The sequence below is a fragment of the Acinetobacter sp. YH12239 genome, from assembly GCF_013417635.1.
Classification (GTDB): Bacteria; Pseudomonadota; Gammaproteobacteria; order Pseudomonadales; family Moraxellaceae; genus Acinetobacter.
Genome location: NZ_VPDP01000003.1, coordinates 298981 through 324043 on the forward strand (window position 1 = coordinate 298981; position 25063 = coordinate 324043).

20 protein-coding genes and 3 tRNA genes are annotated in these 25063 nt (G+C 39.0%); 10 read left to right on the plus strand and 13 right to left on the minus strand.

Going from position 1 to position 25063, the window contains the following annotated elements; all coding sequences use genetic code 11:
• Positions 1 to 158: 158 nt before the first annotated feature.
• Positions 159 to 3266, minus strand: a complete 3108-nt coding sequence (locus FTV17_RS05610) for a multidrug efflux RND transporter permease subunit (protein ID WP_179998515.1) — start codon at positions 3264 to 3266, stop codon at positions 159 to 161.
• A gap of 328 nt (positions 3267 to 3594) precedes the next feature.
• Here FTV17_RS05610 and FTV17_RS05615 point away from each other — a divergent pair, with 328 nt between their 5' ends.
• Complete coding sequence (locus FTV17_RS05615) at positions 3595 to 4824, plus strand: hypothetical protein (protein WP_179998516.1); 1230 nt, start codon at positions 3595 to 3597, stop codon at positions 4822 to 4824.
• Positions 4825 to 4859: 35 nt separating this feature from the next.
• Here FTV17_RS05615 and FTV17_RS05620 read toward each other — a convergent pair whose 3' ends face one another.
• The 5 genes from FTV17_RS05620 to FTV17_RS05640 form a co-directional block, all read right to left on the minus strand.
• Positions 4860 to 6029, minus strand: a complete 1170-nt coding sequence (locus tag FTV17_RS05620) for a LuxR C-terminal-related transcriptional regulator (protein ID WP_179998517.1) — start codon at positions 6027 to 6029, stop codon at positions 4860 to 4862.
• Positions 6030 to 6178: 149 nt separating this feature from the next.
• A complete protein-coding gene (groL, locus tag FTV17_RS05625; protein WP_035266940.1) occupies positions 6179 to 7813 on the minus strand; it encodes a chaperonin GroEL in 1635 nt (544 codons plus the stop codon).
• A gap of 69 nt (positions 7814 to 7882) precedes the next feature.
• A complete protein-coding gene (gene groES / locus FTV17_RS05630) occupies positions 7883 to 8173 on the minus strand; it encodes a co-chaperone GroES (protein ID WP_004810787.1) in 291 nt (96 codons plus the stop codon).
• A 169-nt stretch (positions 8174 to 8342) separates the two neighbouring features.
• On the minus strand, positions 8343 to 9119 hold the full coding sequence (locus FTV17_RS05635) for a metallophosphoesterase (protein WP_179998518.1): 777 nt from the start codon (positions 9117 to 9119) through the stop codon (positions 8343 to 8345).
• A complete protein-coding gene (locus tag FTV17_RS05640) occupies positions 9116 to 10039 on the minus strand; it encodes a diacylglycerol kinase family protein (RefSeq protein WP_179998519.1) in 924 nt (307 codons plus the stop codon). The genes FTV17_RS05635 and FTV17_RS05640 overlap by 4 nt, the downstream gene beginning before the upstream one ends.
• A gap of 406 nt (positions 10040 to 10445) precedes the next feature.
• On the opposite strand from FTV17_RS05640, the gene FTV17_RS05645 reads away from it, so the two are divergent.
• Both FTV17_RS05645 and FTV17_RS05650 read left to right on the plus strand, forming a co-directional pair.
• Complete coding sequence (locus FTV17_RS05645) at positions 10446 to 12275, plus strand: phosphoenolpyruvate carboxykinase (GTP) (protein ID WP_035266931.1); 1830 nt, start codon at positions 10446 to 10448, stop codon at positions 12273 to 12275.
• 143 nt (positions 12276 to 12418) lie between these two features.
• Complete coding sequence (locus tag FTV17_RS05650; RefSeq protein ID WP_179998520.1) at positions 12419 to 12850, plus strand: hypothetical protein; 432 nt, start codon at positions 12419 to 12421, stop codon at positions 12848 to 12850.
• 11 nt (positions 12851 to 12861) lie between these two features.
• On the opposite strand, the gene FTV17_RS05655 is transcribed toward FTV17_RS05650, so the two are convergent.
• Together FTV17_RS05655 and folD are read right to left on the minus strand one after the other, a co-directional pair.
• Positions 12862 to 13542: a methyltransferase gene (locus FTV17_RS05655; protein ID WP_179998521.1), complete on the minus strand. Its 681-nt coding sequence runs from the start codon at positions 13540 to 13542 to the stop codon at positions 12862 to 12864.
• Positions 13543 to 13717: 175 nt separating this feature from the next.
• On the minus strand, positions 13718 to 14566 hold the full coding sequence (gene folD, locus FTV17_RS05660; RefSeq protein ID WP_092765931.1) for a bifunctional methylenetetrahydrofolate dehydrogenase/methenyltetrahydrofolate cyclohydrolase FolD: 849 nt from the start codon (positions 14564 to 14566) through the stop codon (positions 13718 to 13720).
• A gap of 153 nt (positions 14567 to 14719) precedes the next feature.
• Here folD and FTV17_RS05665 point away from each other — a divergent pair.
• The 3 genes from FTV17_RS05665 (at position 14720) to FTV17_RS05675 (ending at position 15739) form a co-directional block, all read left to right on the plus strand.
• Positions 14720 to 14793 (plus strand) — tRNA-Cys (locus FTV17_RS05665).
• Between the two features lie 9 nt (positions 14794 to 14802).
• Positions 14803 to 14888: transfer RNA gene (locus tag FTV17_RS05670), tRNA-Leu, on the plus strand.
• 119 nt (positions 14889 to 15007) lie between these two features.
• A complete protein-coding gene (locus tag FTV17_RS05675) occupies positions 15008 to 15739 on the plus strand; it encodes a hypothetical protein (protein ID WP_179998522.1) in 732 nt (243 codons plus the stop codon).
• An 8-nt stretch (positions 15740 to 15747) separates the two neighbouring features.
• Here the strand turns inward: FTV17_RS05675 and FTV17_RS05680 are convergent, their stop codons facing one another.
• Complete coding sequence (locus tag FTV17_RS05680) at positions 15748 to 17511, minus strand: alkaline phosphatase (protein ID WP_179998523.1); 1764 nt, start codon at positions 17509 to 17511, stop codon at positions 15748 to 15750.
• Positions 17512 to 17728: 217 nt separating this feature from the next.
• Here FTV17_RS05680 and FTV17_RS05685 point away from each other — a divergent pair.
• Positions 17729 to 17814 (plus strand) — tRNA-Leu (locus FTV17_RS05685).
• 111 nt (positions 17815 to 17925) lie between these two features.
• Here the strand turns inward: FTV17_RS05685 and FTV17_RS05690 are convergent.
• From FTV17_RS05690 to rlmE, 4 genes are all read right to left on the minus strand, one after another.
• The gene (locus FTV17_RS05690) at positions 17926 to 18237 is read right to left on the minus strand and encodes a DUF5713 family protein (RefSeq protein WP_179998524.1); all 312 of its coding nucleotides are present in this window, start codon (positions 18235 to 18237) and stop codon (positions 17926 to 17928) included.
• 162 nt (positions 18238 to 18399) lie between these two features.
• Positions 18400 to 19254 carry a dihydropteroate synthase gene (gene folP / locus FTV17_RS05695; RefSeq protein WP_179998525.1) on the minus strand — a complete coding sequence of 285 codons (855 nt, stop codon included), beginning with the start codon at positions 19252 to 19254 and terminating at the stop codon, positions 18400 to 18402.
• Positions 19255 to 19357: 103 nt separating this feature from the next.
• Positions 19358 to 21247, minus strand: coding sequence for an ATP-dependent zinc metalloprotease FtsH (gene ftsH, locus FTV17_RS05700; protein ID WP_035266907.1), 1890 nt, complete (start codon positions 21245 to 21247; stop codon positions 19358 to 19360).
• 137 nt (positions 21248 to 21384) lie between these two features.
• The gene (gene rlmE, locus FTV17_RS05705; protein WP_179998526.1) at positions 21385 to 22035 is read right to left on the minus strand and encodes a 23S rRNA (uridine(2552)-2'-O)-methyltransferase RlmE; all 651 of its coding nucleotides are present in this window, start codon (positions 22033 to 22035) and stop codon (positions 21385 to 21387) included.
• A gap of 196 nt (positions 22036 to 22231) precedes the next feature.
• Between rlmE and yhbY the strand changes: the two genes are divergently transcribed.
• The 3 genes from yhbY (at position 22232) to carA (ending at position 25052) form a co-directional block, all read left to right on the plus strand.
• Positions 22232 to 22555: a ribosome assembly RNA-binding protein YhbY gene (gene yhbY / locus FTV17_RS05710; RefSeq protein WP_035266903.1), complete on the plus strand. Its 324-nt coding sequence runs from the start codon at positions 22232 to 22234 to the stop codon at positions 22553 to 22555.
• Positions 22556 to 22570: 15 nt separating this feature from the next.
• The gene (locus FTV17_RS05715; protein ID WP_179998527.1) at positions 22571 to 23107 is read left to right on the plus strand and encodes a DOMON-like domain-containing protein; all 537 of its coding nucleotides are present in this window, start codon (positions 22571 to 22573) and stop codon (positions 23105 to 23107) included.
• Positions 23108 to 23909: 802 nt separating this feature from the next.
• Positions 23910 to 25052, plus strand: coding sequence for a glutamine-hydrolyzing carbamoyl-phosphate synthase small subunit (gene carA / locus FTV17_RS05720; RefSeq protein WP_035266900.1), 1143 nt, complete (start codon positions 23910 to 23912; stop codon positions 25050 to 25052).
• The last annotated feature ends 11 nt before the right edge of the window (positions 25053 to 25063 follow it).

Here is a 25063-nt window from a genome sequence, read left to right on the forward strand (position 1 = left end):
TGATCCATAATCGCTTCATTTATTATCGTTTAGAATTACGCAAGGCATGCTAACACTAATTGAAAATGTTAGTGCGTATAGATCTTGTCAAAGACTGATATTTAAAAAATGGATTAAATCAACCGCAGTACCATACTCGCTGTACTGCGGATACCATATTAAGTTTCAGATGCTGATTTTGATTTATATTTGAAAATATTCCGAACGATAACAAACATAAAGGGAATAAAGACTAGAACTAAAATTGTGCCGAAAATTACCCCACCAAGGACACTTACACCAATTTCTTGACGACTGGCAGCACCAGCACCTGAAGCAAATACCAAAGGTATAACCCCTGCACCAAAAGCAAGCGAGGTCATTATAATTGGACGTAAGCGCAAACTTGCACCTTTTAAAGCAGCAGCAATCGCGTTAGCTCCACGCTCCTGAGCCATTGCCGCAAATTCAACAATTAAGATGGCATTTTTACATGACAACCCAATCGTCGTAAGTAACGCAATTTGGAAGTAGATATCGTTTGGAAATCCGACCAACCAACTAAAAATAATATTACCGCCAATACCCAATGGAATAGCAGCAATCACAACAGAAGGTATCGACCAACTTTCATATAAGGCAGCTAAACATAGAAAGATAAAGCCAACAGAGATGAGATAAAGCCAAATGGCTTGTGTACTCGATTGTTGCTCTTGAAACGATAATCCACTCCACGCTAGCCCAACCCCGTCCAATTGATCAACCATAGACTTGATATCACGCATTGCAGCACCACTGCTCACATTTTTTGCAGTGTCTGCTTCCATTTGTAGCGCGGAATAACCTTGGAAACGAGTCACCACATCAGGGCCTCCATCCCAGTCCACAGTGGCAAAATTACCAAATGAAATCATTTGATTTTGATTGTTTCGTACAGACCATAAATTGAGATCTTCAGGCTTTGAACGATACTCGGCATCACCCTGCATCATGACGCGTTTAATACGTCCGCGATCAATAAAGTCGTTCACATAGGAACCACCCCAAGCTGCAGCCAAAGTGCTATTAATCGCAGATTGTGAAAGACCATTTGCCATCACTAATTTTTGATTAATATTTACTTTCAATTTGGCTTTATCTGGATTAGAGCGTTTGCCCAAATTTTCAAAATTCGTGAAGTTGATTGCCTGTCGTTCTAGCGCTTGAAATTGATCTTCTAAATACTGTCGTCCTTGTCCATTTAAATCTTGCAGCCAAAACTCGATGCCGTTGGTATCGCCAAGACCACTTACAGAACCTGGCAAACTCACCATAATCCGAGCGCGACTGTCTTTTCTAAAGAACTCCATCGCTCGTTCACGAATGGATTGTGCAGAGTTTGCCTCACCTGGACGATCATCCCAATGATGTAATGCTACAAATCCTGTTCCTAAATTTTGACCCGTTCCTGAAAAATTTCGTCCATAACGAATTTGAACCAACCTAACATTTTGTTTTTCTTGTTCAAGAAAATACTCTCGAATACTTTCACCAACAAGCTGACTTTCTGTCATAGGTGCGCCTTCAGGTAAACTGAATTGGACACTGACAAAACCTTGATCTTCACTTGGAATAAAGCTGGTTGGAAGCGACTTATAAAACAAAGCAAAAATCACAATTAACCCAGCAAAACTGGTTAAAACGATCCATTTTAGTGACAGGCTTTTTTCAACCCACTTTAGATAATGCAATCGTAATGATTCCATTGTTGTATTAAACCATGTCGCCCATTTTGCTTCTTGTTGTTTAGGATTAAGAATAATCGCACACAATGCTGGTGTGAGAATTAACGCGACCAATAATGACAGTGCCATGGCTGCAATCAAGGTAATTGAAAACTGACGGTATATAACTCCTGTCGATCCTGTAAAAAAAGCCATCGGAATAAATACTGCAGTTAGCACCACTGTAATTCCAATTAAAGCCCCCGTCATCTCTTGCATAGATAAGATAGACGCTTGCTTTGCAGATAGCCCCTTTTCATGCATCAAACGTTCGACATTTTCGACCACCACAATTGCATCATCTACAAGTAATCCAATCGCAAGAACTAATGCAAAAAGTGTCAACGTATTGATGGTCATTCCGAGTGCAAATAAGACGGCGAAAGTGCCCAAAATAACAATTGGAACCGTGACCGTTGGAATAAGTGTTGCGCGCCAGCTTTGTAAAAAGATAAACATGACCAACACAACCAAGATAATGGCTTCAACTAAGGTTTTTACGACTTCTTTAATGGACTCTTGAACAAACGGCGTGTTATCTCGTGGGTATACAATTTGATAGCCTTCAGGAAGTTTTTTCTTAATGTCTTCAAGGACTTCTTTAATTTTAGCTGAGGTTGCAAGAGCATTTGCACCAGATGACATTGAAACAGCCAAGCCTGCTGAAGGTGATCCATTAATGGTATTAAAAGCTTGATAGTTTTCAGCACCTAACTCAACGCGCGCCACATCTTTTAAATAAATAAAACTTCCATCAGCGGTCGCTTTGACAATGATATTTTTAAATTCATCGACTGTTCTTAGTCGTGATCCAGCGGTAACTTTTGCATTAAGATACTGGTCTGCTACTGTCGGTAAATCTCCGATTCCACCTGCAGCAACTTGTGTATTTTGTGCTTCAATTGCGGCACGAATATCACTAGGCATCAACTGATATTGTTTCAGTAAATTCGGATCTAACCAAATACGCATGGCATATTGAGAACCAAAGACATCAACCTCACCAACACCTTCTACACGCGCAATTTCTGGTTCAATATGATCAGCCAAATAATCTGACAACGCAATATTATTACTTTGGTTCGTAGTGTCATATAACCCCACCACCATAAAGGTGTCACCTAAGGATTTATAGACATTGACCCCTTGACGCTGCACGTCTTCAGGCAAACGATTGATCACCCCATTAATGCTATTTTGAACTTGGACTTGTGCTGTGTCTGGATCAGTTCCGTTTTCAAAACTTAAACTAATTCGACTATTCCCAGATGCATTACTGGTAGAGCTAAAATAAAGTAAGTTATCAATTCCTTTAATCTGTTGTTCTATGACCTGTGTGACACTTTCTTCAACTGTTTCGGCATCAGCTCCTGTGTAAGTTGCTGATACAGTAATTCTTGGCGGAGCAATATCAGGATAGCGTTCTACCGGTAAGCTCATCACCGCAAATATACCAATTGCCATGACAATAATCGCAAGTACGCCAGCAAAAATAGGTCGTTCAATAAAGAACTTAGATAACATAGTCGTTAAGCCGTCAAAAGAATTCTAGAAAGTGTTTTCATTAAAATATATAAAAATTTAATTGATATTCAGTGACTATGAATAAAAAAACAAGAACTAATAACAGAAACGATCAACATTGATCGAATTAAGAAGAAAATATGAAGCCCTCACCTATGAACCGCTTATCTGATCCTTCAAAAAAAATATGCGCAATTTCTCAAAAGTAAAAAACTTCTAAAATTACGCAGCATTAATGCCATCACCCCCTCCCAATTTGAGGATAGTCATATTCAATTTTTTAAAACTATATTCGAGGTACAAAAATACGAATGATTTAGGGGAAATGATGAAAAAAGCTCTTCTAACACTGGCGCTCAGTACCTATTTAGCAGCTTGTGGTGGTTCGGATAAATCCGCAAAAAATGATGATCAGATTAAAATAGGAATACTGACTGACAGCCCAGTAGCAGGTGCGACATATATCGTGAATGGCAATAATGACAATGCGAAGAAGACCAATGCAAATGGGGAATTTGAATATCGAGATGGAGATGTCATTACATTTAAAATTGGTGGTATCGAAATTGGTACTGTACAAGGCTTAGCTCGTGTGACACCGAATGAACTCGTGGATGAAGATTTAAATGCAGATGAACGTAACAAGAGAATTATCAATCTGCTGATTTTTTTACAATCATTGGATATCGATGAGGATAAAGAGACCATACAAATCCCAGTTGATGTTTCAACTCTCTCGCCTTCAGCGATTGATTTCAGCAACACGACAAGTGATTTTAGAGAGCGACTTCAAGCTCAAATTATCAATATTCCTGAAATTGCCTCCAATATAGTAGTCAGTGAAGAGCAAGCTAAAGAACATTTTAGCGGCTCAATGCTCAAAGACATTCAAGGCGTATGGTATGCAAAAAATGATGAGTCTGAAATTGTGTTATTTATTGGAGAGAATGGCGAATATATGCTCGGTGAACCAATCCCGAACGAGCCTAATAGTTCTTCAAATGGCATGGAATACGCCAAAATAAATCTAGATACTCTAAGTGGAAGTTTATACGCTTCTTCAATAAATAGTACTACGCCTGTGATTGATACCAATGAAGATTGGGGACTTCTCGATCATGGGGAATCGCGTTCAATGAAACTATCTTTTGACGGTTCTGTACTTAAGATTTCTGAAGCTGAAAATCCTGATGAAAGTGCAGAGTTTACGCGAGTTCCTCGAAATAATAGTGGAATTGTAGGCGCATGGCAGTCCTCAAGTGGTAAACAAATTTTCGTATTTAATTCTAATAACACTTTCATTATGGTAGATGCTATTGGCGATGATCAACCAGATCCATATGACGGACCTTGTGGTGGCCCTGGTATTGAGTATGGTCGTTATCAATTACGCGACAACAAGCTCTTTGTTACCACGCCACTCAGCATTGATACAAATGGTTGTGCTGGATTATCCGATACAGACGCGCATTTAGGCTTACCATTACAAATTTCTACTCAAAGTTTAAGCTTTACCGTAGCAGATGAAGGCACATTTACACTGACCAGAATGAATTAATTTTATCCCCCTTCAACATCTTCGTTAAAGGGGGATTATTCAATATGCTGAAAAGCATCAATAAATTCGATCAAAATCCGCATCATTTCAGCTTGTGAGGAGCATCCTAACTTCTGATAAATCGTTTTCAGATATGTCCGCAGTGAACTCAGCGTAATCCCACATTTCAAAGCAATATTTTCAAGATGCTGATCGTCCATAAAATGCTGACAAATTTCAATTTCTCGAGCTGTCAGTTGGAATGTTGACTTCAGTAATATTTTAGACAAGCGTTTTCGATCCTGCATTTTTGATAAGAATAATGCAACTTGATTATTGTCTAAGATCATTGAATCTGACAGCACCTTAAGTGGTGAGACTGTGATTAAGTACGCTGATTGATGTCCATCGCTGTATAATTGCATTGCACCCCCAACTTGATCTTGATCAAGCCTCTCTAATGAATGACACTCATTCTTTTTGAATGTACTCTGCACCAATTTCTTTAATTGAGTATTATAAGGCTCGATTATTTTTAATCTGCTATGCAAATCTATTTCAATCATACTCGTATCATTCAAACAATCCTTCGCATACTGATTCACAAATTTAACTTCTAGATCAGATTGAATGATGAGTACACCCACATTCAACTTATCTAAAATTTCGGTGTAATTACTTCTATCATGTTGAAGATGCTTAATTTGTCGATGAATTTGAATCGCTCTTCTAAAGTGTTTAGCGATTCGTTCTAAACTTTGTAATTCAGCAGCCTCATAAGCAACTGCATCTGAGGGTCGATGTACTGCAAGCACGCCCCATTTATATTTTCCATACTCTAGCAATACCCCACTAAGATGACAGATGTTTGAAGGAACTAAACAATATTCATAAAAGCTTTTCAAATCCTCATTATCTGTTTCAGCGTATGATCGACAATCAATTTGATAGACATGCTCTAATCCATAGGTATTCATTAACTCACCATGAATACGCATGTCTACGACATCTAAGTTATACGTTTGATAATTTTGAATTCCATCAATCGGGATATTAATGGTGTAAATAAAATTTTGTTCGGACCGAAGCTGATCAAAGTAAGTAAAGATCGCCGTTGAACTCTGTGTAAATTCCACGACCTGTTTTAAAACATTTTCCCAGTGATGTGGCTTTAAGGCAGCCTCATAAATTTCTTCTATGATTTGATTTTCTTGAACAGTTAACATCATCACCCCCAATCATGGTGTTAATGTTCCTTTAGATTAGCGCTCTACTAGGCTTTTATTCAATATTTACAATAGTATTCAAATATTTATCAGACAGATGACAAAAAAATCCCCGCTTAATGCGGGGATTTTTTAGGCTGTGGGATGAATTACATCATACCGCCCATACCACCCATACCGCCCATGTCAGGCATAGCTGGTTTATCTTCTGGGATCTCTGTAATCATGCACTCAGTTGTTAACATTAAGCCCGCAACAGACGCAGCATGCTCAAGTGCAGAACGAGTAACTTTCGCTGGATCAAGGATACCCATTTCTAGCATATCGCCGTATTCACCAGTCGCAGCGTTATAACCGAAGTTGCCTTCGCCATTTTTAACTGCATTAATCACTACAGATGGTTCGTCACCTGCGTTAGATACGATTTGACGAAGTGGCGCTTCAATCGCACGACGAAGGATGTTGATACCTACGTTTTGATCATCGTTAATACCCGTTACACCATCCAGTGCTTTAGCTGCACGTACTAATGCAACACCACCACCCGCAACAACACCTTCTTCAACAGCAGCACGAGTTGCATGAAGAGCATCGTCTACACGATCTTTCTTCTCTTTCATTTCAACTTCAGTTGCAGCACCGATTTTAATCACTGCTACACCGCCTGCTAATTTAGCAACACGCTCTTGAAGTTTTTCTTTGTCGTATTCTGAAGTTGATTCTTCGATTTGCGCACGAATTTGTTGAACACGCTCAGCAATTTGATTCGCATCGCCTGCACCATCAACAATCACTGTGTTTTCTTTAGATACAGTCACTTTGTGTGCAGTACCTAAATGTTCAAGTGTTGTTTGATCTAACTGCATACCGATTTCTTCAGAAATCACAGTACCACCAGTTAAGATCGCGATATCTTGAAGCATTGCTTTACGACGATCACCGAAGCCTGGTGCTTTAACAGCACATACTTTGATGATGCCACGCATGTTGTTTACAACAAGCGTTGCAAGTGCTTCACCTTCAACATCTTCAGCGATGATAAGAAGTGGTTTACCTGTTTTCGCAACTGCCTCAAGAACAGTAATCAACTCACGGATGTTGCTTACTTTCTTATCAACAAGAAGGATAAATGGGTTTTCCAATTCAGCAGTCAATGTATCTTGTTTGTTTGCGAAGTATGGAGAAATATAACCACGGTCAAACTGCATACCCTCTACAACATCTAGAGAATCTTCAAAGCCTGAACCTTCTTCAACAGTGATTACACCTTCTTTACCCACTTTTTCCATCGCTTGAGCGATCAGTGAACCAACAGTCGTATCAGAGTTCGCAGAAATCGAACCAACTTGCTCAATCGCTTTAGAATCAGATGCTGGTTTAGCAGTTGCTTTAATATCTGCAACAACAGCTTTAACTGCAATATCAATACCGCGTTTCAAGTCCATTGGGTTCATACCCGCAGTTACTGACTTGATCCCTTCGTTCAAAATTGCTTGAGCCAAAACAGTTGCCGTTGTAGTACCGTCACCTGCGATGTCATTTGTTTTAGAAGAAACTTCACGAACAAGTTGAGCACCCATGTTTTCAAACTTGTCTTTTAATGTGATTTCTTTCGCTACAGAAACACCATCTTTAGTGATGTGTGGCGCACCGAATGAACGATCGATAACAACGTTACGGCCTTTAGGACCAAGTGTAACTTTAACCGCATCTGCAAGGATATTCACACCTGCGATCATTTTTGTGCGAGCTGAATCACCAAACTTAACGTCTTTAGCTGACATATTTGACTCCGAATATTATTAAAATTACTAAATCTGATTGATTAAATGAGTAGTATTAAAAAGAATCAATTAGCCTTCTAAAACAGCTAAAATATCTGACTCTTTCATGATTAATAGTTCTTCGCCATCTACTTTCACAGTTGTTCCTGCATAAGTACCAAACAATACCTTGTCACCTACTTTTACATCTAAAGCGCGAACGCCATTGTCAGTGATCTGACCATTACCAACTGCAATAATTTCACCTTGAGCAGGTTTTTCTGCAGCAGAACCTGGCAATAAAATGCCGCCAGCTGTTTTTGTTTCTTCTTCAACACGACGAATTACTACACGGTCATGTAATGGACGAATGTTGCTCATAAAAATACTCCATCAGACTAAGTCTTTTGATTAATAGTCGTGATCTTAATTTCCTTAGATCACCACCAAAATTATTTGATGTCACTTTTGTGGGGATGGAAAAAATTGCTTCAAGGGGAAAATGAAAAAAAATTTATTTTTTTGTATTTTTTTTAGACATTTCGATAATTTAGCCTTCATTCCAATTTGCAACTAAATAAAATTTCTTGAATCTCGAATCAAACCGATATTCACGCACCTTCAGTTTTTCATCAATTAGATTAAAACTATTAGAAAAGTCATGATGTAAACGATGTGACGTAGCGGTACCTGCATGAATATCCAATATTGGATGTTGAGCATTGAGTTGGAAAATCTTATTCAGATCATAAACAGCAGATACATGTAAATGACCATGTAGAATTGCATTCAACCCTGAGCTTGCCCATGTCTTTAGGGCTTTTTCAGTATTTTTAGGACGATCTTTAGACATATTTATACCGTGATCACCACTATAGAAAGGTTGATGCGTAAGCAGAATTTTTAATTTATCTTGAGGAGCCAATTTCATTTTTTGATCAATTTCCTGAATTTGAAACTCAGTAATACGACCTTTGGTATGGTACTTAGGATGAATTGTATTGATTCCTATAATATAAAAATGCTCAGTTTCTAAGGTCTGTTCCATTTCACCAAAAAACAACTTATACCGATGAAAAGGACTTAAAAATCTGCGCCATAAATGAAACAAAGGAATATCGTGATTACCCGGAATCACAATATAAGGAAGATTAAGTTCTTCTAGAAATTTTTTGCAGTGATAAAACTGTGAAAATCTTGCCCTTTGAGTGAGATCACCACTGACCACAATAGCTTCGATCAAATGTTCTGCAACAAAGTGAGTAATTGCATCTAAGCAATCTTGTTGCTCAGTTCCAAAATGCAAATCAGACAAATGTAAAATCATTGTGGCACCATTAAGGTCAGTGCATTTCTTTCAACATGGATATCTAATGGTGAATCCAGTTGAATAATTTCTCCATCGATTGCTACGGTTATCTTTTTTTGATGAGAACGTATTCGAACATGATCCGCACTAAAACTATATACGTCTGCCGCCTGATCTAATTTTCCACGAATGAGTTGGATGAGTGTTTTAAAAATACTCAGCTTATCCGTCCGAGCAAGTACAACTCCCGCAACCCGACCCTCTTCTGCCGTTTTAGCGATATTGAGGTTCATTTCTTTTAATTGAAGTTGGTTATTGCCTAAAAATAATAAAGGGGTTTTAACTGCATAATTCACACCATCCACCTCAATTTCCAGCTTTAATTCTTTACGATCACGAATCAACACATCTAAGCCAGAAGTATAGGCATGTAATGGCAGACGCCCTAGTTTTTGGTTATATAACTCTCTTTTTTTAATAAACAATGGATAAAGACCCAAACTCGCATTATTTAGATAAATAGCATCATTAATTTTTGCCACATGCACTGCTTTAGGCTTACCTTCAACCACCAGTTTTGCAGCTTCGAGAATATCTAAAGGAATATTTAAAACCCGTGCAACATAATTGAATGTCCCTAAAGGTAAAATTGCCAAAGGAATGGTTTGATGTAATAAATAATTAGCCACAGAATTTAGCGTTCCATCCCCGCCAGCAACCACAATTACCCCCTGATTATCGTGATTTAAATGTCGAAGATGAACTTTTTTGATGAGTGCTTGAATACTCATTTCTGATGCAATATCAAAAACTTGTATTTCAAAACCTAGATCTGTCCAATAACGCATGAGTTGCTCATAAATTTGATCATTATTGGTGGCATGAAATCCAGATTTTTCATTGAAAATCATAGACAAAGGCTTAAGCATTGAATTCATTTTATGGCTTTAAAAATTGAATTACTTTAAAATTTCGTCTATTTACTACTCAATTAAAAGCCAATTTATGTAATTTTTAAATGACGTTCATTTGATTTTTCGATGATGAGAATTGATCTCAAAATTTAACCAAGACATTGTTTAATATAAATATTTTAACCAAAAATACTAAACATAAAAATTAAACATGAAAAAGAAATCATTCATTTTTTAAAAAAATATCTAATAATTACATAAACTTAATACCATTTAAGTCTTAAGCGGTATTTAAGCCTTTGGTCTTATTTTTTTTATGAAAATATGCTTTAATACAGCCACTTTTTTTCATACTGAATCTAGAGTCTGCAAACCAGCATCTAGATATTATTTGTACACCACATTGTACACTTTTGATATAGGCCTCACCATGACCCAAGTGAACGCACCAGAATTCGTTCGTCACCCTAAGCTTATTGCTTGGGTGGAAGAGATTGCTAAACTAACAAAACCAGCAAAAATTGAATGGTGTGACGGTAGCGCAGAAGAATATCAACGTTATATCGACTTGATGATCGCTAACGGCACAATGCAAGCGCTTAACCAAGAAAAGCACCCTGGTTCATATCTTGCAAACTCTGATCCTTCTGACGTTGCTCGTGTTGAAGACCGTACTTTTATCTGCTCTGAAAATAAAGAAGATGCTGGCGCAACTAACAACTGGGAAGCTCCAGCGGTTATGCGTGAAAAATTAAACGGTTTATTTGACGGTTCTATGAAAGGTCGTACTTTGTACGTTGTACCTTTCTCTATGGGACCTTTAGGTTCTCATATTGCTCACATTGGTATCGAACTTACTGACTCTCCTTATGTTGCAGTCAGCATGTCTAAAATGGCTCGCATGGGTAAAGCTGTTTATGACGTTCTTGGTACTGATGGCGAATTTGTTCCATGTGTACACACTGTAGGTGCACCATTGGAAGAAGGTCAAAAAGACGTTGCTTGGCCTTGCAACAAAGAAAAATACATCGTTCACTATCCAGAAACTCGTGAAATTTGGTCATTCGGTTCTGGTTATGGTGGTAACGCATTGCTTGGTAAAAAATGCTTAGCATTACGTATCGCATCATTCATGGGTCGTCAACAAGGCTGGTTAGCTGAACACATGCTCATCCTTGGCGTGACAAATCCACAAGGCGAAAAACACTACATCGCAGCTGCATTCCCATCTGCTTGTGGTAAAACAAACTTTGCAATGTTAATTCCACCAGCAGGTTATGAAGGTTGGAAGATTGAAACTGTAGGTGACGATATTGCTTGGATCAAACCAGGTGAAGATGGTCGCTTATATGCAATCAACCCTGAAGCAGGTTTCTTCGGTGTAGCTCCTGGTACAAATACGAAAACGAACCCGAACTGTATGGCTACGCTTCATAAAGACGTGATCTATACAAACGTTGCTGTGACTGACAACGGTGAAGTATGGTGGGAAGGTCTTTCTAAAGAAGCGCCTGCTAACCTAACTAACTGGAAAGGTCAACCCCACACTGGTGAAGAAAAAGCGGCTCATCCAAATGCGCGTTTCACAGTTTCAGCTGGTCAATGCCCTTCTATTGATGCTGACTGGGAAAATCCAGCAGGTGTTCCAATCTCTGCGTTCATCTTTGGTGGTCGCCGTGCGGACACAGTACCTCTAATTTCAGAAGCATTTGACTGGGTTGACGGTGTTTATAAAGCTGCAACGATGGGCTCTGAAACAACTGCTGCTGCTGTTGGTCAACAAGGTATTGTTCGTCGCGATCCATTTGCGATGCTTCCATTTGCTGGCTACAACATGGCTGACTACTTCACGCATTGGTTAGAAATGGGTGAGAAAGTTGGCGAGAAAGCTGCAGCTGCTGGTAACAAGCTTCCTGGTATTTACAACGTGAACTGGTTCCGTCGTGATGCTGAAGGCAACTTTGTATGGCCTGGTTTCGGTCAAAACATGCGTGTTCTTGAGTGGATTATCGATCGCTGTGAAGGTCGTGCTGACGCTGTTGAAACTCCAATTGGTCGTGTTCCAACATACGAACAGTTGAACTGGACTGGTTCTGACTTTACGAAAGAACAATTTGACCTTGTGACTTCTCAAGACAAAGATCAATGGATCAAAGAACTTGAAAGCCACACTGAATTATTCAACAAACTTGGTGATCGTTTACCAGAAGCGTTGAAAAAACGTCAAGCTGAGCTTTTAGAAGCGGTTAAATCTGCTTAAGCATGATGAGAAAAAAGGTCACTTCGGTGACCTTTTTTTTACTTCAAACAAACTGAATAAAGTGTATTTAGTAACGTTTATTAGTACCAATAAGTTGTCACACTTATGGCATACTGATTTAAACAGCTTATTAGGATCGAATAATGAAAAAAATAGAAATGATTGGCTCTTGTTTCATCGCCCTTATGCTTACAGCCTGTCAATCTGTTCCGCGACAGCACAATGGAGCTACAGGATATCAAATTGAAAATAAATCAGAGAATTCTGCCACTATTTCGTATACCCTCTCTGCACGTGCCAACCAAAATATTGATGAACACAAATTGCAACGCACTTGCCAACAAGTTTTAGGACATACTCAACAGTATAAAACTACCATTTTGAGTGTAAATGAAATTGCTAATCCCAATTATAAAACTCAAGAAACTCAACAGGTTCAAATTGGCCAATCACGAACATCTTTTGGACTCTCAAACACTCAAAGTCTATACAGCAATGAAGACTACAATACACGTCTTTCTTTAGAAACTAAGCCTAGTCTCTTACAAGTGGTTCGCTTTAACTGCACACTCTAAACTTAAGACACTCAATGTACTTCATTGAGTGTCTTATAAAAACTGACATTTCTAAATTCAGGTGACTCATCCAAGTCTGGCCATGTCGTTGCACTGCGTTCATCAAGCTTTTCATACTTCGGATGACTAAAGTTTTTTACACGACTATCCGCCACCCACACCTCAGGTGCAAATTTTAAAAACTCATCTAAGAAGAAACGATTGCACTGGTCATACAACACATCAGCCGCCAACAAGATATCAACCTGCTCAGCTTTATATAAGTCATCCAAATATTCAAGCTCAACATCATTCAATTCAGCATTGGCACGACACGCATCCAAACTAACTTGATCAATGTCACAACAAATGACACGTTTTGCCCCAGCCATTTTCGCCGCAATCGCAACTACGCCTGAACCTGCGCCAAAGTCTAAAACCACTTTGTCTTTCACATGATGCGGTTCAGCCAATAACCATTGTGACATTGCTAAACCTGATGCCCAACAGAAAATCCAATATGGCGTATCATTCCAAATACGACGAATAACTTCATCATCTAGCTTATCGGTTGGAAAAACGGGTGGAATGAGCCAAAGTGAAATTGGTGTATCAGGCAGTTGCTGTGCATGAAGTTCACAATGTGGAATCACATCATGTAAGGCTTTTAGTAAATGTTCAGGCGCTTTAGGAAATTGGAAAGTACAGCTCATTGGATTTTATTTTTAAAAATGCAAAATTTGAGTTTCAAATACGAAACCTAAATTAATAAAGAGAGTTCCCTCTCCTTTTTTAAAGGAGAGGGCTAGGGAGAGGATTTATCCAACTCAATACCCTCACCCCGACACTCTCCCTGAACCGTATATGGCGCAAGAGAGGGAGATAATATTAACCTAGTGCTTTCTCAGCCGCTTCTACAGTTTGACGAATCAACGTTGTGATTGTCATTGGACCTACACCACCCGGTACTGGTGTGTAAGCTGAAGCAATGTCTTCAATACCAACAAGTTGAATATCGCCCACACCACCGCCATCACGTGGATGGAAACCAGCATCAACAACTACTGCACCAGGTTTAATCCAATCTTTTTGAATCAATTCAGCTTTACCCACTGCACCCACAATGATATCCGCTTGCTTCACAAAGCTAGCAAGGTCTTGTGTTCGAGAGTGACAAATCGTTACAGTAGCATTCGCCTCGAGAAGCATAGCTGCCATTGGTTTACCCAAAATTGCAGAACGACCTACAACAACCGCATGCTTACCTGCGATTTCGATGTTGTTTTCTTTCAGAATCGTCATAATACCTGCAGGTGTCGCAGAACCGTAAGCCGCTTCACCCATTGCCATACGACCATAACCAAGGCAAGTAACACCATCCACATCTTTTTCAAGTGAGATCGCATCAAAACACGCTCGCTCATCAATTTGCGCAGGTACTGGATGTTGTAAAAGAATACCGTGAACATCAGGATTTGCATTGAGTTTTTCAATTTCAGCAAGCAATTGTTCTGTCGTCGTTTCTTTTGGTAGTTCAACTTTAAGTGAATCCATACCAACACGGCGGCATGCATTACCCTTCATACGCACATAAGTTGCAGATGCACCATCGTCACCTACTAAAATCGTCGCAAGAATTGGAGTACGTCCTGATTTTGCTTTTAACGCTTCTACGCGAGTTAACAAATCAGCCTCAATTTGTTTTGCCAATGCACGACCATCTAAAACTAATGCCACGGCACATCTCCCAAGTGTTGATATGAATCAATTTCGCACATTCTACATGAATATTTTAAATAATTTCCGTTATATGCTGTTTTTCTGCACATACGAATAAAAGCACTATTGTTTTTTTTTCAGAGCTTGTTAATATACGCATCAACAAGACATGGCGGGGTGGCAGAGTGGTCATGCAGCGGACTGCAACTCCGTGTACGCCGGTTCGATTCCGACCTCCGCCTCCATCTTGTTAAGCCCGAGTGGTGAAATCGGTAGACACAGGGGATTTAAAATCCCCCGCCCACAAAGCGTGCCAGTTCGAGTCTGGCCTCGGGCACCATTCTTCCAATAGCGAATAATGGTGTAAATAAAGAACCCAGCGTAAGCTGGTTTTTTTATGTCTGCATTTTCTTTAAACTCATCTGCTATAATCACTCATCTTCAGAATTTCATATTCAAATGAATCAAAATCAGCAAGTTGCTCAATATCTTCAAGAACTAAAACAACAATACCCTCAAGCGTTTAAAAAAAACTTCTTGCTCTATAGTCAGTTAAAGACCAAAGGGATTCTAGATGAGCGTAAAGAACTGATCCCGCTTGCACTTGCATTAATGATTTTCCTTCCTTGCTCATATTTGTTAACCCTTTTGCTTAAACAACACATTATTTTTTTAGAAGGCTTTCAATCTGGTGGGAGTGCTGTGTTGTGTATCATGTTATTTTTTATGCTGATTACGCCAATCATCCTCAAACAGATCAAGCACAGTAGTATCTCAACTTACCAGCAACTTAAAAATACCCCATTCAAACTGACCATCCTCATTCTTTTACAAAGTTTAAATATCGCTTTTATGGAAAGTTGGTTCTTACAGGGAATTTTGTTTTATTTCGCTATGAATTTTGGTTTCGTTAAATTTTATAAAGAGAATTTATTCCGAGAAAATACTTCTAAAGAAAACTATTACTACATTCAAGAAATTCGTAGAGTGGCTTTCTGGAGTTATAAACAAAATTTTAAGCTTTACTTAAAACTAATCTTTTCATCGAAAAACTCAAAGCAGCATCAATTACTGATTGAACAAAAACAAAAAAATGCACAACTTTATGTTCATTTGATGAACTATGAAAACAAATTGTGTATGCGCTACAAGCATACCGATATTGAAAAATATATCGATAGCATCATGTAGCGCTACGATCAACTTGCTTGCTGCATTACTTTAATTATATTCAAATTGGTATCATACGTGGTCGAGTGCAATCTGAGTTGATCAACTCGATACTCCTGTGAATGAATATCTGTTAAAAACAACCAATCTGCACTCAATTGCGTAGAATCAAAGCTCAATTTTAAATAGCCTCGTTGATTCAAATTACAAAAGCTTAATTCATCAATCAATTGGATAAACACTTGTTCAAATTGTTGCATTAAGTTCTCAGGTAAATTGAGATATTTCTCCATACCTGGTGAAGAAACTGAACTTGTTGCTAATTCAATCCCCACCTTCTCACCATTTTGTTGATGTAATGCAGACTCCCACGCATTATGGGTATCTCCAGCCAACACAACAACTTTCTTCTGATACTGCTCATACAAAGCATAAACACGCTCACGCTCAGCATAGTAACCATCCCAAGCGTCTAAATTATAAGGAATCACGGTTAGTATTCTTGATAATTCAGCGTCAGTTAAGCTCGGATCATTATTTTTATAACGCAACTTAATCGCGACCAACTCCATGAGACGTTTTTGAGCTTCAATTAAAAAGTTGCCATCTACCATGCCGCTTTTGGCAACATTTAATATTTGTAATACCTCAACAGGTACCAACATTTTCGCCATCAATACTTGCTGACCCAATACACTCCATATTGCGCGAGAGCTCTGCAGACTATTCGCCAACCAATTTAACTGATCTATCCCTATTAGCTGTCGCTGCTCATTCAATAATGCCGATCTAAATTGCTCAACATTTAGATCTTCACCATCCATAAATGAAGCAAAAGCCAGTTGCTCATCTCGTGCCAACATACGTGTATCTAGCATATTAAGTTGAACTAAATCACCAAAATTAAACTGACGATAAATATTAAGAATATCGTTGTTGCTTTTTTCGCGAATTGGCATCCATTCAAAATAAGCGGTTAGGGCTGCTGTTCTTCGTACTACGAAATCCCCCTCGAGATCAGGTTGATGATTCTGCGCACCAGCTCGCCATGCATCATTTGTCAGCTCATGATCATCCCAAATCAAAATAAATGGATGACGTTGATGAACCGCTTGTAAATCAGGGTCTGTTCGATATTTTGCATAACGTTTTCGATAATCTTCTAGACGGTAAATCTCGTTTTGATTATCCACATCGAGTGTTCTACCAAGCTTTTCGGCTTGTTCAGTTGCATATCCATCTTTGCCATATTCGTAAATATAGTCGCCCAGATGCAGCACAGCATCCACGTCCTGCTTCGCAATTTCACGGTACACATAAAAATAACCAGCTGGATAATTTGAGCATGAGCATACGGCAAAGTTAACCGCATTGGTCTTGGTTGCTAAGGTCTTCGTACGACCAATTGGAGAATATATCTGCCCATATTTAAATCGGTAATGATAGCGAGTATCGGCACTCAAATTAAGCACATCGACTTTCAAGCAAAAGTCTTTAGCAGCAGAAGTCTTGATTTTCCCCATCTGCACGATATTCGAAAAATTCTCATCAAGTGCAGTTTCCCAATATAATTCATATGTTTTCGTCAGATCTGTAGGTGTTATTCGCGACCAAAGAATTATTCGATCCTGTAATGGATCTCCACTCGCCACTCCATGCAAAAATTCAACTTTATGCTCATTGCTGGTTTGACCATCGCCATTACATGCTGTAATCGAAACAGGTAGTGAAATCGCACCTAATCCAGCCAATGAATTTTTAATTAATGCGCGTCTTGAGATTTTATTTTTCATTTTATTTACGAATTGGCGAGTTATTTTAACTTCGAACTTAAACCGTATTTATGAAGTTAAAATTGCAATCAGATGACAATTTAATGTCCAAATATCATAAACCATCGCCCCAAAAGTTATATTTTTTAATCTAATAAATGCAAGTTGATTGAAAAGAAAGCAAATAATGCGATTTTCTCTTGCCAAGCTTAAAAGTGTCCTCTATTATTGCGCACATGCCCGAGTGGTGAAATCGGTAGACACAGGGGATTTAAAATCCCCCGCCCTCAAAGCGTGCCAGTTCGAGTCTGGCCTCGGGCACCATTCTTCTAATAGAGAAGAATGGTGTAAATAAAGAACCCAGCGTAAGCTGGTTTTTTTATGCCTAGCGTTTTTTAGTCACAACAATAACAACACAAAAAAATAGAGAGCGATTTACCACTCTCTATTTGAAACAAGTTCTTCCATTTCGATATCTAAGAATCCCTCTTCCTGAACGACCATCATCATTGCCTCAGCAATATAGTCTGCTGCTGCATCATCAAGAGATGAGTCAAGATCTTCGAACTGAGGTTTCATCTCATTAATTTCCGACACAATATCATTGGCGATTTGATAAATCTCAGCATCGGAATTCACCTTAGATACCTTCTTTGAGAATTTTTCAATGAGTTGCTGAATTTCAGCCACAAGAATATCAGGATAATATTCATCGTCGAACATCGGGAGAAGTACATCATTCAACATATTAAAGCTCAAGTAATAGCATTAACAAAAACCGAGCTTATATAACACAAGCTAGACATTAAACCAACAATAAAAACGAGGAGTAAATCTCACTTTGAGTCAAAGTATAACTAAGCCAATATTTTCATTGATGATTTTAAATACCTTAAATCACCCTTTAATTTAACTGACACTATTCATTGCTGTCCAAATTTGTATAGCTTGCACCATTTCTTTTACATCATGTGCTCTGACCATACATGCTCCTTGCTGTATGCTTAACAGATGCCCCGTCACCGAACCCACTGCACGTTCATGGGCAGGTACACCACCTAAAGCTTCACCAATAAATCGCTTACGAGATAATGCAGAAAGTATTGGATATCCCAACTCATTTAATTTATACAACTCTTTTAATAATTTCAGGTTTTGATGTGCATTTTTTGCAAATCCGAAACCCGGATCAATCATGATATTTTCAGGTTTAATTCCCGCATTTAATGCTGCATCTAATCGAGTTTGCAATTCTGAGATCACATCTAAAGTAATATCATCATATTGATCCAACTGGTTCATTGTGGTTGGCTCACCACGCATATGCATGATAATGACTGGAATATCTAATTCCGCAGCTGTTTCTAAAGCATGTGGCTTTGTTAAAGCTCTGACATCATTCCAAATATGCGCTCCAGCTTTAACCGCCTTTTTAATCACTTCTGGTTGTGAAGTGTCGATTGAGATCACAACATTCAATTTTGACACCGCTTCGACGACCGGAACTACACGATCTATTTCATCCTGAACATCAACAGCAGATGCGCCAGGGCGAGTTGACTCACCACCAACATCAATAACACTCACCCCTTCAGCAATCATTTGCTTTGCTCTCTCTAGTGCCGCATCTACACTATTGTGCTTACCACCATCACTAAACGAATCTGGCGTTACATTTAACACACCCATTACATGAGGCTTTGATAGATCAAGTTCCAATGCTCCACATTTAAGAATCTGATTAGGCAAAGAGATAAGTTGCATATTGATGTCCCTAGAAAATCCATTCACATGATATCAAGTAAAATTTAAACATGAGGGATAATTTCAACACAAAAAAAAGAGCCTCATAAGAGGCTCCTTCATTTTAGCTTGCAGGTAACGGTGGAGGCGTTGAAGGACCATCTGTAGGGGTTACATCTACGATTGGATTCTCAGCCACATATACCTTAGGTGGTTGAGGTTCACGACCTTCCATAATGTCACGGATTTGATCACGATCAATCGTTTCCCACTCAAGCAAAGCTTTTACCATCGCATGGGCAATATCTTTATTATTTTCTAAGATATCACGTGCAACTTTGTACTGCTCATCTAGGATACGGCGAATTTCACGATCAACTTCAAGTTGAGTCGTTTCAGAAATAGTACGACCACCTAGACTACCCATAAATGACTGTTGAGCATCTTCTTCATAAACCATGACACCCATCTTGTCAGACATACCGTACTTGGTCACCATTGCACGCGCCATTTTTGTTGCACGCTCAAAGTCGTTAGAAGCCCCAGTCGACATCTGATTAATGAAAATTTCTTCTGCAATACGACCACCAAACAGAATAGAAAGCTCATTCAACATTTTGTCTTTGTAATGACTGGTTTGATCAAACTCTGGAAGCTGCCAAGTTACACCTAATGCCCAACCACGTGGCATGATCGTGACTTTATGTACTGGGTCTGTGCCTGGAAGCATTTCAGCTACAATCGCATGACCTGCTTCATGATAAGCCGTTGCGCGACGCTCTTCTTCACGAAGAACCATTGATTTACGCTCTGGCCCCATATAAAGCTTATCTTTTGCATCTTCAAAATCATGCATATCGACCGTATTTTTATTACGACGTGCAGCAAATAATGCAGCTTCATTGACTAAGTTTGCCAATTGCGCACCAGAGAACCCTGGAGTACCACGTGCCAATACTTTGACATCTACACCAGTCACTGAAGGTAATTTTTTCAAATGCACATTCAGGATTTGCTCACGACCTTTAATATCTGGAAGTCCAACCATCACTTGACGGTCGAAACGTCCCGGACGAAGTAAAGCTTTATCTAGCACGTCAGCACGGTTAGTCGCAGCAATAACGATGATACCTTCATTGCCTTCGAAACCATCCATCTCTACCAACATCTGGTTCAAGGTTTGTTCGCGCTCATCATGACCACCACCAGTACCTGAACCACGGTGACGACCCACCGCATCAATCTCATCAATGAAAATGATACACGGCGCATGGCGTTTCGCTTGCTCAAACATATCACGTACACGTGATGCACCAACACCAACGAACATTTCTACGAAGTCTGAACCTGAGATACTAAAGAATGGAACCTTAGCCTCTCCAGCAATCGCTTTCGCAAGTAAAGTTTTACCTGTGCCCGGTGGACCTACCATCAGGACACCACGAGGAATGCTCGCACCAAGACGCTTAAACTTTGTTGGATCTTTCAAGAAATCAACAATTTCAACGACTTCTTGTTTCGCTTCGTCACAACCCGCAACATCTGTGAAAGTGACTTTGATTTGATCTTCTGAAAGCATTTTTGCTTTTGACTTACCAAAACTCATCGGGCCGTTTTTACCACCAGCACCGCCACCCATGTTGCGCATAAAGAACATGAATAACAAAATGATTAAAAGTACTGGAAAGCTTGCGATCAAAAGCTGCATCAATAAACCTTGACGTTGCGGAGCAGTACCCTCAACAACGACATTATTTTTGATGAGATTCGGCATTAACTCAGGATCTTGAACCGCAGGACGAATACTCTCAAATGGAGAACCATTTACTTTTTCGCCACTAATTCGTTCACCGTCAATGGTAACTTGTTTAATTTGACCAGCATTAACCGCTGCAACAAATTCTGAATAGTTCAATGCAGCAGGCTTATCACGGTCACTAATGTTGCTGAAAATTAATATCAGCACACCAAGTATAACAAGCCATAAAACGGCATTCTTAAAGAGATCGCTCAAAGCTTTATTCCCATATCAATCTAATTTGATCATGCCCAAAATTGGGTGACCTTTAACAAAAAGCGAGTAAATCAATTTCGCAATAAAATATTCAAAAGGTACAAAATGCACATTTTTTAGCGACTTGGCAAGTCACTTTATTGCGAATTCTTTTTACGGCCCTGTCCAATTAAAAAAACTTCCTTCGAACGAGCACGCGAGGCAGCAGGCTTTGCAGTTTTTAATACCTCAAAACTGTCTACAACTTCCTTACGGAATTCGTCAAAACCTGTTCCTTGGAATACTTTAACAACAAACTGTCCTTTCGGACCTAAAACTTTATTGGCAAAGTCTAATGCAAGTTCACACAAATAAATTTGTCGAGGTTGATCAACGGCCTTATTACCTGATGTATTGGGGGCCATATCTGAAATTACAACGTCTACAGTTCGTCCATTTAAAATATTTAACAATTTTTCGAAAACTTCCTCTTCTCGAAAGTCTCCTTGCAGGAACGTCACATCTGGAAGTGCATCCATTTCCAAAATATCTGATGCGATCACTAAACCTTTATCACCCACTAATTTTCCGGCGATCTGGGACCAACTACCAGGTGCAGCACCAAGGTCCACAACAGTCATACCAGGTTTAATGATTTTGTATTTCTCTTGGATTTCAAGCAATTTATATGCAGCACGCGCACGATAACCTTCCTTTTGTGCTTTTTTCACAAACGGGTCATCTAAATGCTCTCTCATCCACGCACGACTACTTTTGGATAACTTCTGATTGGTAATGCGTGTTGCCATAACTCTTTAAATACACATAATCTTCTAACTTTTTATTGTACGTGAATTTTATCCCCCTTGCAGTATTCATCTGTATCTAATTCAAGATTATCGGTTAGGTTTTTTTGATTTAAGTTGATCGATTATTTCTGAGAAACATAAGCGTTTGATCTCTTGATTTGCTATACTAAGTCGTTTTTAAAATTAGGTTATCTTTATGGCGGCTTTATCAATTCAGGAACGCAAACGTTTGCGTCAAATCGGACATGCACTTAACCCAGTGGTAATGTTAGGTGGTCAAGGTTTAACTGAAAATGTCATTGAAGAAACTCAACGTGCTTTAAATGATCATGAGTTAATTAAAGTAAAAATTGGCGGTGAAGATCGTGATGCTCGCGCAGCTGTCATTACTGAAATCGCCGAAGTTACTGGTGCAGAAGTTGTTCAAACCATTGGAAAAATTGCACTTTTATACAAGAAAGCGGCAAAACAAAATCCTAAACTTTCAAATCTTGTTCGCCACGCGCATCTTTCTAATTAATTTGAGTTGCATTGAATGGCAAGTTACGAACTAAATTCTTTTGACCGTTACTTTGATATCTCCCTGGTTGGTGCAATTGAACAAGTGAGTCCATACACACTAAATGTGGGCTATTGGTTACGTGACCCAAATCAATACTTAGTTTATCCAGAAATTGTAGCTGGTCATCCACGACGAGATTTTCTGTGGGAAGAAACCTGCTTTGAAATTTTCATTGGGGTGAAAGATCAGGACTTTTATCGTGAAGTCAATCTCTCCCCTTCTCAAGCTTGGCAAGCGTATCAATTTGAAGAGTATCGCTACCCTGAAGATATGCCACCACAAGCAGCTTATGACATAGAACTGAACTCACTCAAAAAGACGCACTATGGTTTAAATGTGAGCCTTGATTTAACGGAGTTTATGTTAAAACATAAATTGAAATGGCAGGATATTTTTATTGGCTTATCCGCTGTATTAAACACACCGCAAGCTAAACATTATTATGCGATGCAGCATAGTAGTCCTGAGGCTGACTTCCATAACAAGCGCGATTGGTTGCATCAGTTTTAAAAAATAGTGAGATTTAATCTCACTATTTTTTTACCCCCAATATTTAAGCTCTATAGTTGTAGAGTCTTCCAACCTCTCTTTGAAAAAAGTTTTGTACAACTGATCTCAGCATGTTAACTCTACAGATATTCGTAATTGCTGATACACATCTCTAAATTTCAGAATTGTCCTTAATCACCCGAACAGCCAAATCTGCTCGTAAATATTTCTTCACAAACACTGAAGCAACATCAAATCTCTTAAAGTTCGATCGGTTTAATTGTAGATCCCATCATTCTAAGTACCAATTTTCTCTCTGAATAATTGAACGCACATTTTTAACAAGCAACGCAACTTTTAAGTTTATTTTCCATATTTAACTGATCCTTTCTAAAATACTTGTAAATAAACCTAATCAGCACTTTTTTCGAATTTTTAAGAAGCATTTTGAGCAACTTCAACATTTGTTCTATTTAACGGATGAGCTTTTTAGAAGCTTTGTTATTCTGTTTCATAAACTTAGCTTATTAATTGCAAGTCTACATAAATTTTGATACATCGTGATAAAACTTAACTTTTGAATTATTAAACAATTCTTACATTCTTAGACTTTTGTCCAAAGTTTAAAAAGCAGACTTTTAAACAAATTACAAGGTATATATATGACGAATTCAGGTTTATTTACGTGGACTTTATCAAGGTGTTTGCGTATAATGCCGTGTTAAGTTCAAGCGAGCAGATGTAAGGAGGGTGGGTTTTAAAGTAGCCTTCCTTTTTTTTCGTCTACTCGCTTTTTTACAGCCTAAATTTCAGGAGCTTTGGTTTGAGCACCCCAGCAATTTTAGCCCTTGCCGATGGTACGATCTTTAAAGGAACGTCAATCGGTGCATCGGGTAGTACGACTGGTGAAGTCGTTTTCAACACTGCCATGACTGGCTATCAAGAAATTTTGACTGACCCAAGTTATGCACAACAACTTGTTACGCTTACCTATCCACACATTGGTAACACAGGTTGTAATGATGAAGACGCTGAGTCAGGTCGAATTCATAAAGTATGGGCAAACGGATTGATCATTCGTGACCTACCTTTATTGCACAGCAACTTCCGATCTACGCAATCTTTAGGCGAATACTTAAAATCTCACAATGTTGTCGCTATCGCTGACATTGATACACGTAAACTGACACGTATTTTACGTGCTAAAGGTGCACAAAACGGTTGTATCTTAGCTGGTGAAAATATTACAGAAGAAGAAGCTTTAGAAAAAGCTCGTGCATTCGGCGGTCTGAATGGTTTAGATCTTGCGAAAGAATGCTGTGATCCAAACGGTTTCGAATGGACTGAAGGTTCTTGGAAATTAGGTCAAGGTTTCTCCCAACCAGAAGCAAAATTCCATGTTGTTGCATATGATTATGGTGTCAAAACCAACATCTTACGTATGCTCGCAGACCGCGGTTGTAAATTAACTGTCGTGCCCGCACAAACTCCTGCTGAAAAAGTTCTTGCTCTAAATCCAGATGGCGTATTCTTATCGAATGGTCCTGGCGATCCTGCAGCATGTGACTATGCAATTGAAGCTGTAAAAACAATTGTTGAAGACGCTCGTAACGTACCTGTATTTGGTATTTGCTTGGGTCACCAAATTCTTGCCCTCGCTTCTGGCGCTAAAACGGTGAAAATGCCTCATGGTCACCATGGTGCGAACCATCCTGTACAAAACATCGAAGATGGTACAGTGATGATTACTTCTCAAAACCATGGCTTCGCAGTGGATGCAGAAACTTTACCTGCAAACCTTAAAGCGACGCACAAATCATTGTTCGATCAAACTCTTCAAGGGATTCATCGTACAGATAAGCCTGCGTTTAGTTTCCAAGGTCACCCAGAAGCAAGCCCAGGTCCACATGACTGCGCACCATTGTTCGATCATTTCATCGAACTTATTGAAGCATCTAAGAAGTAATTGAGGAGCAA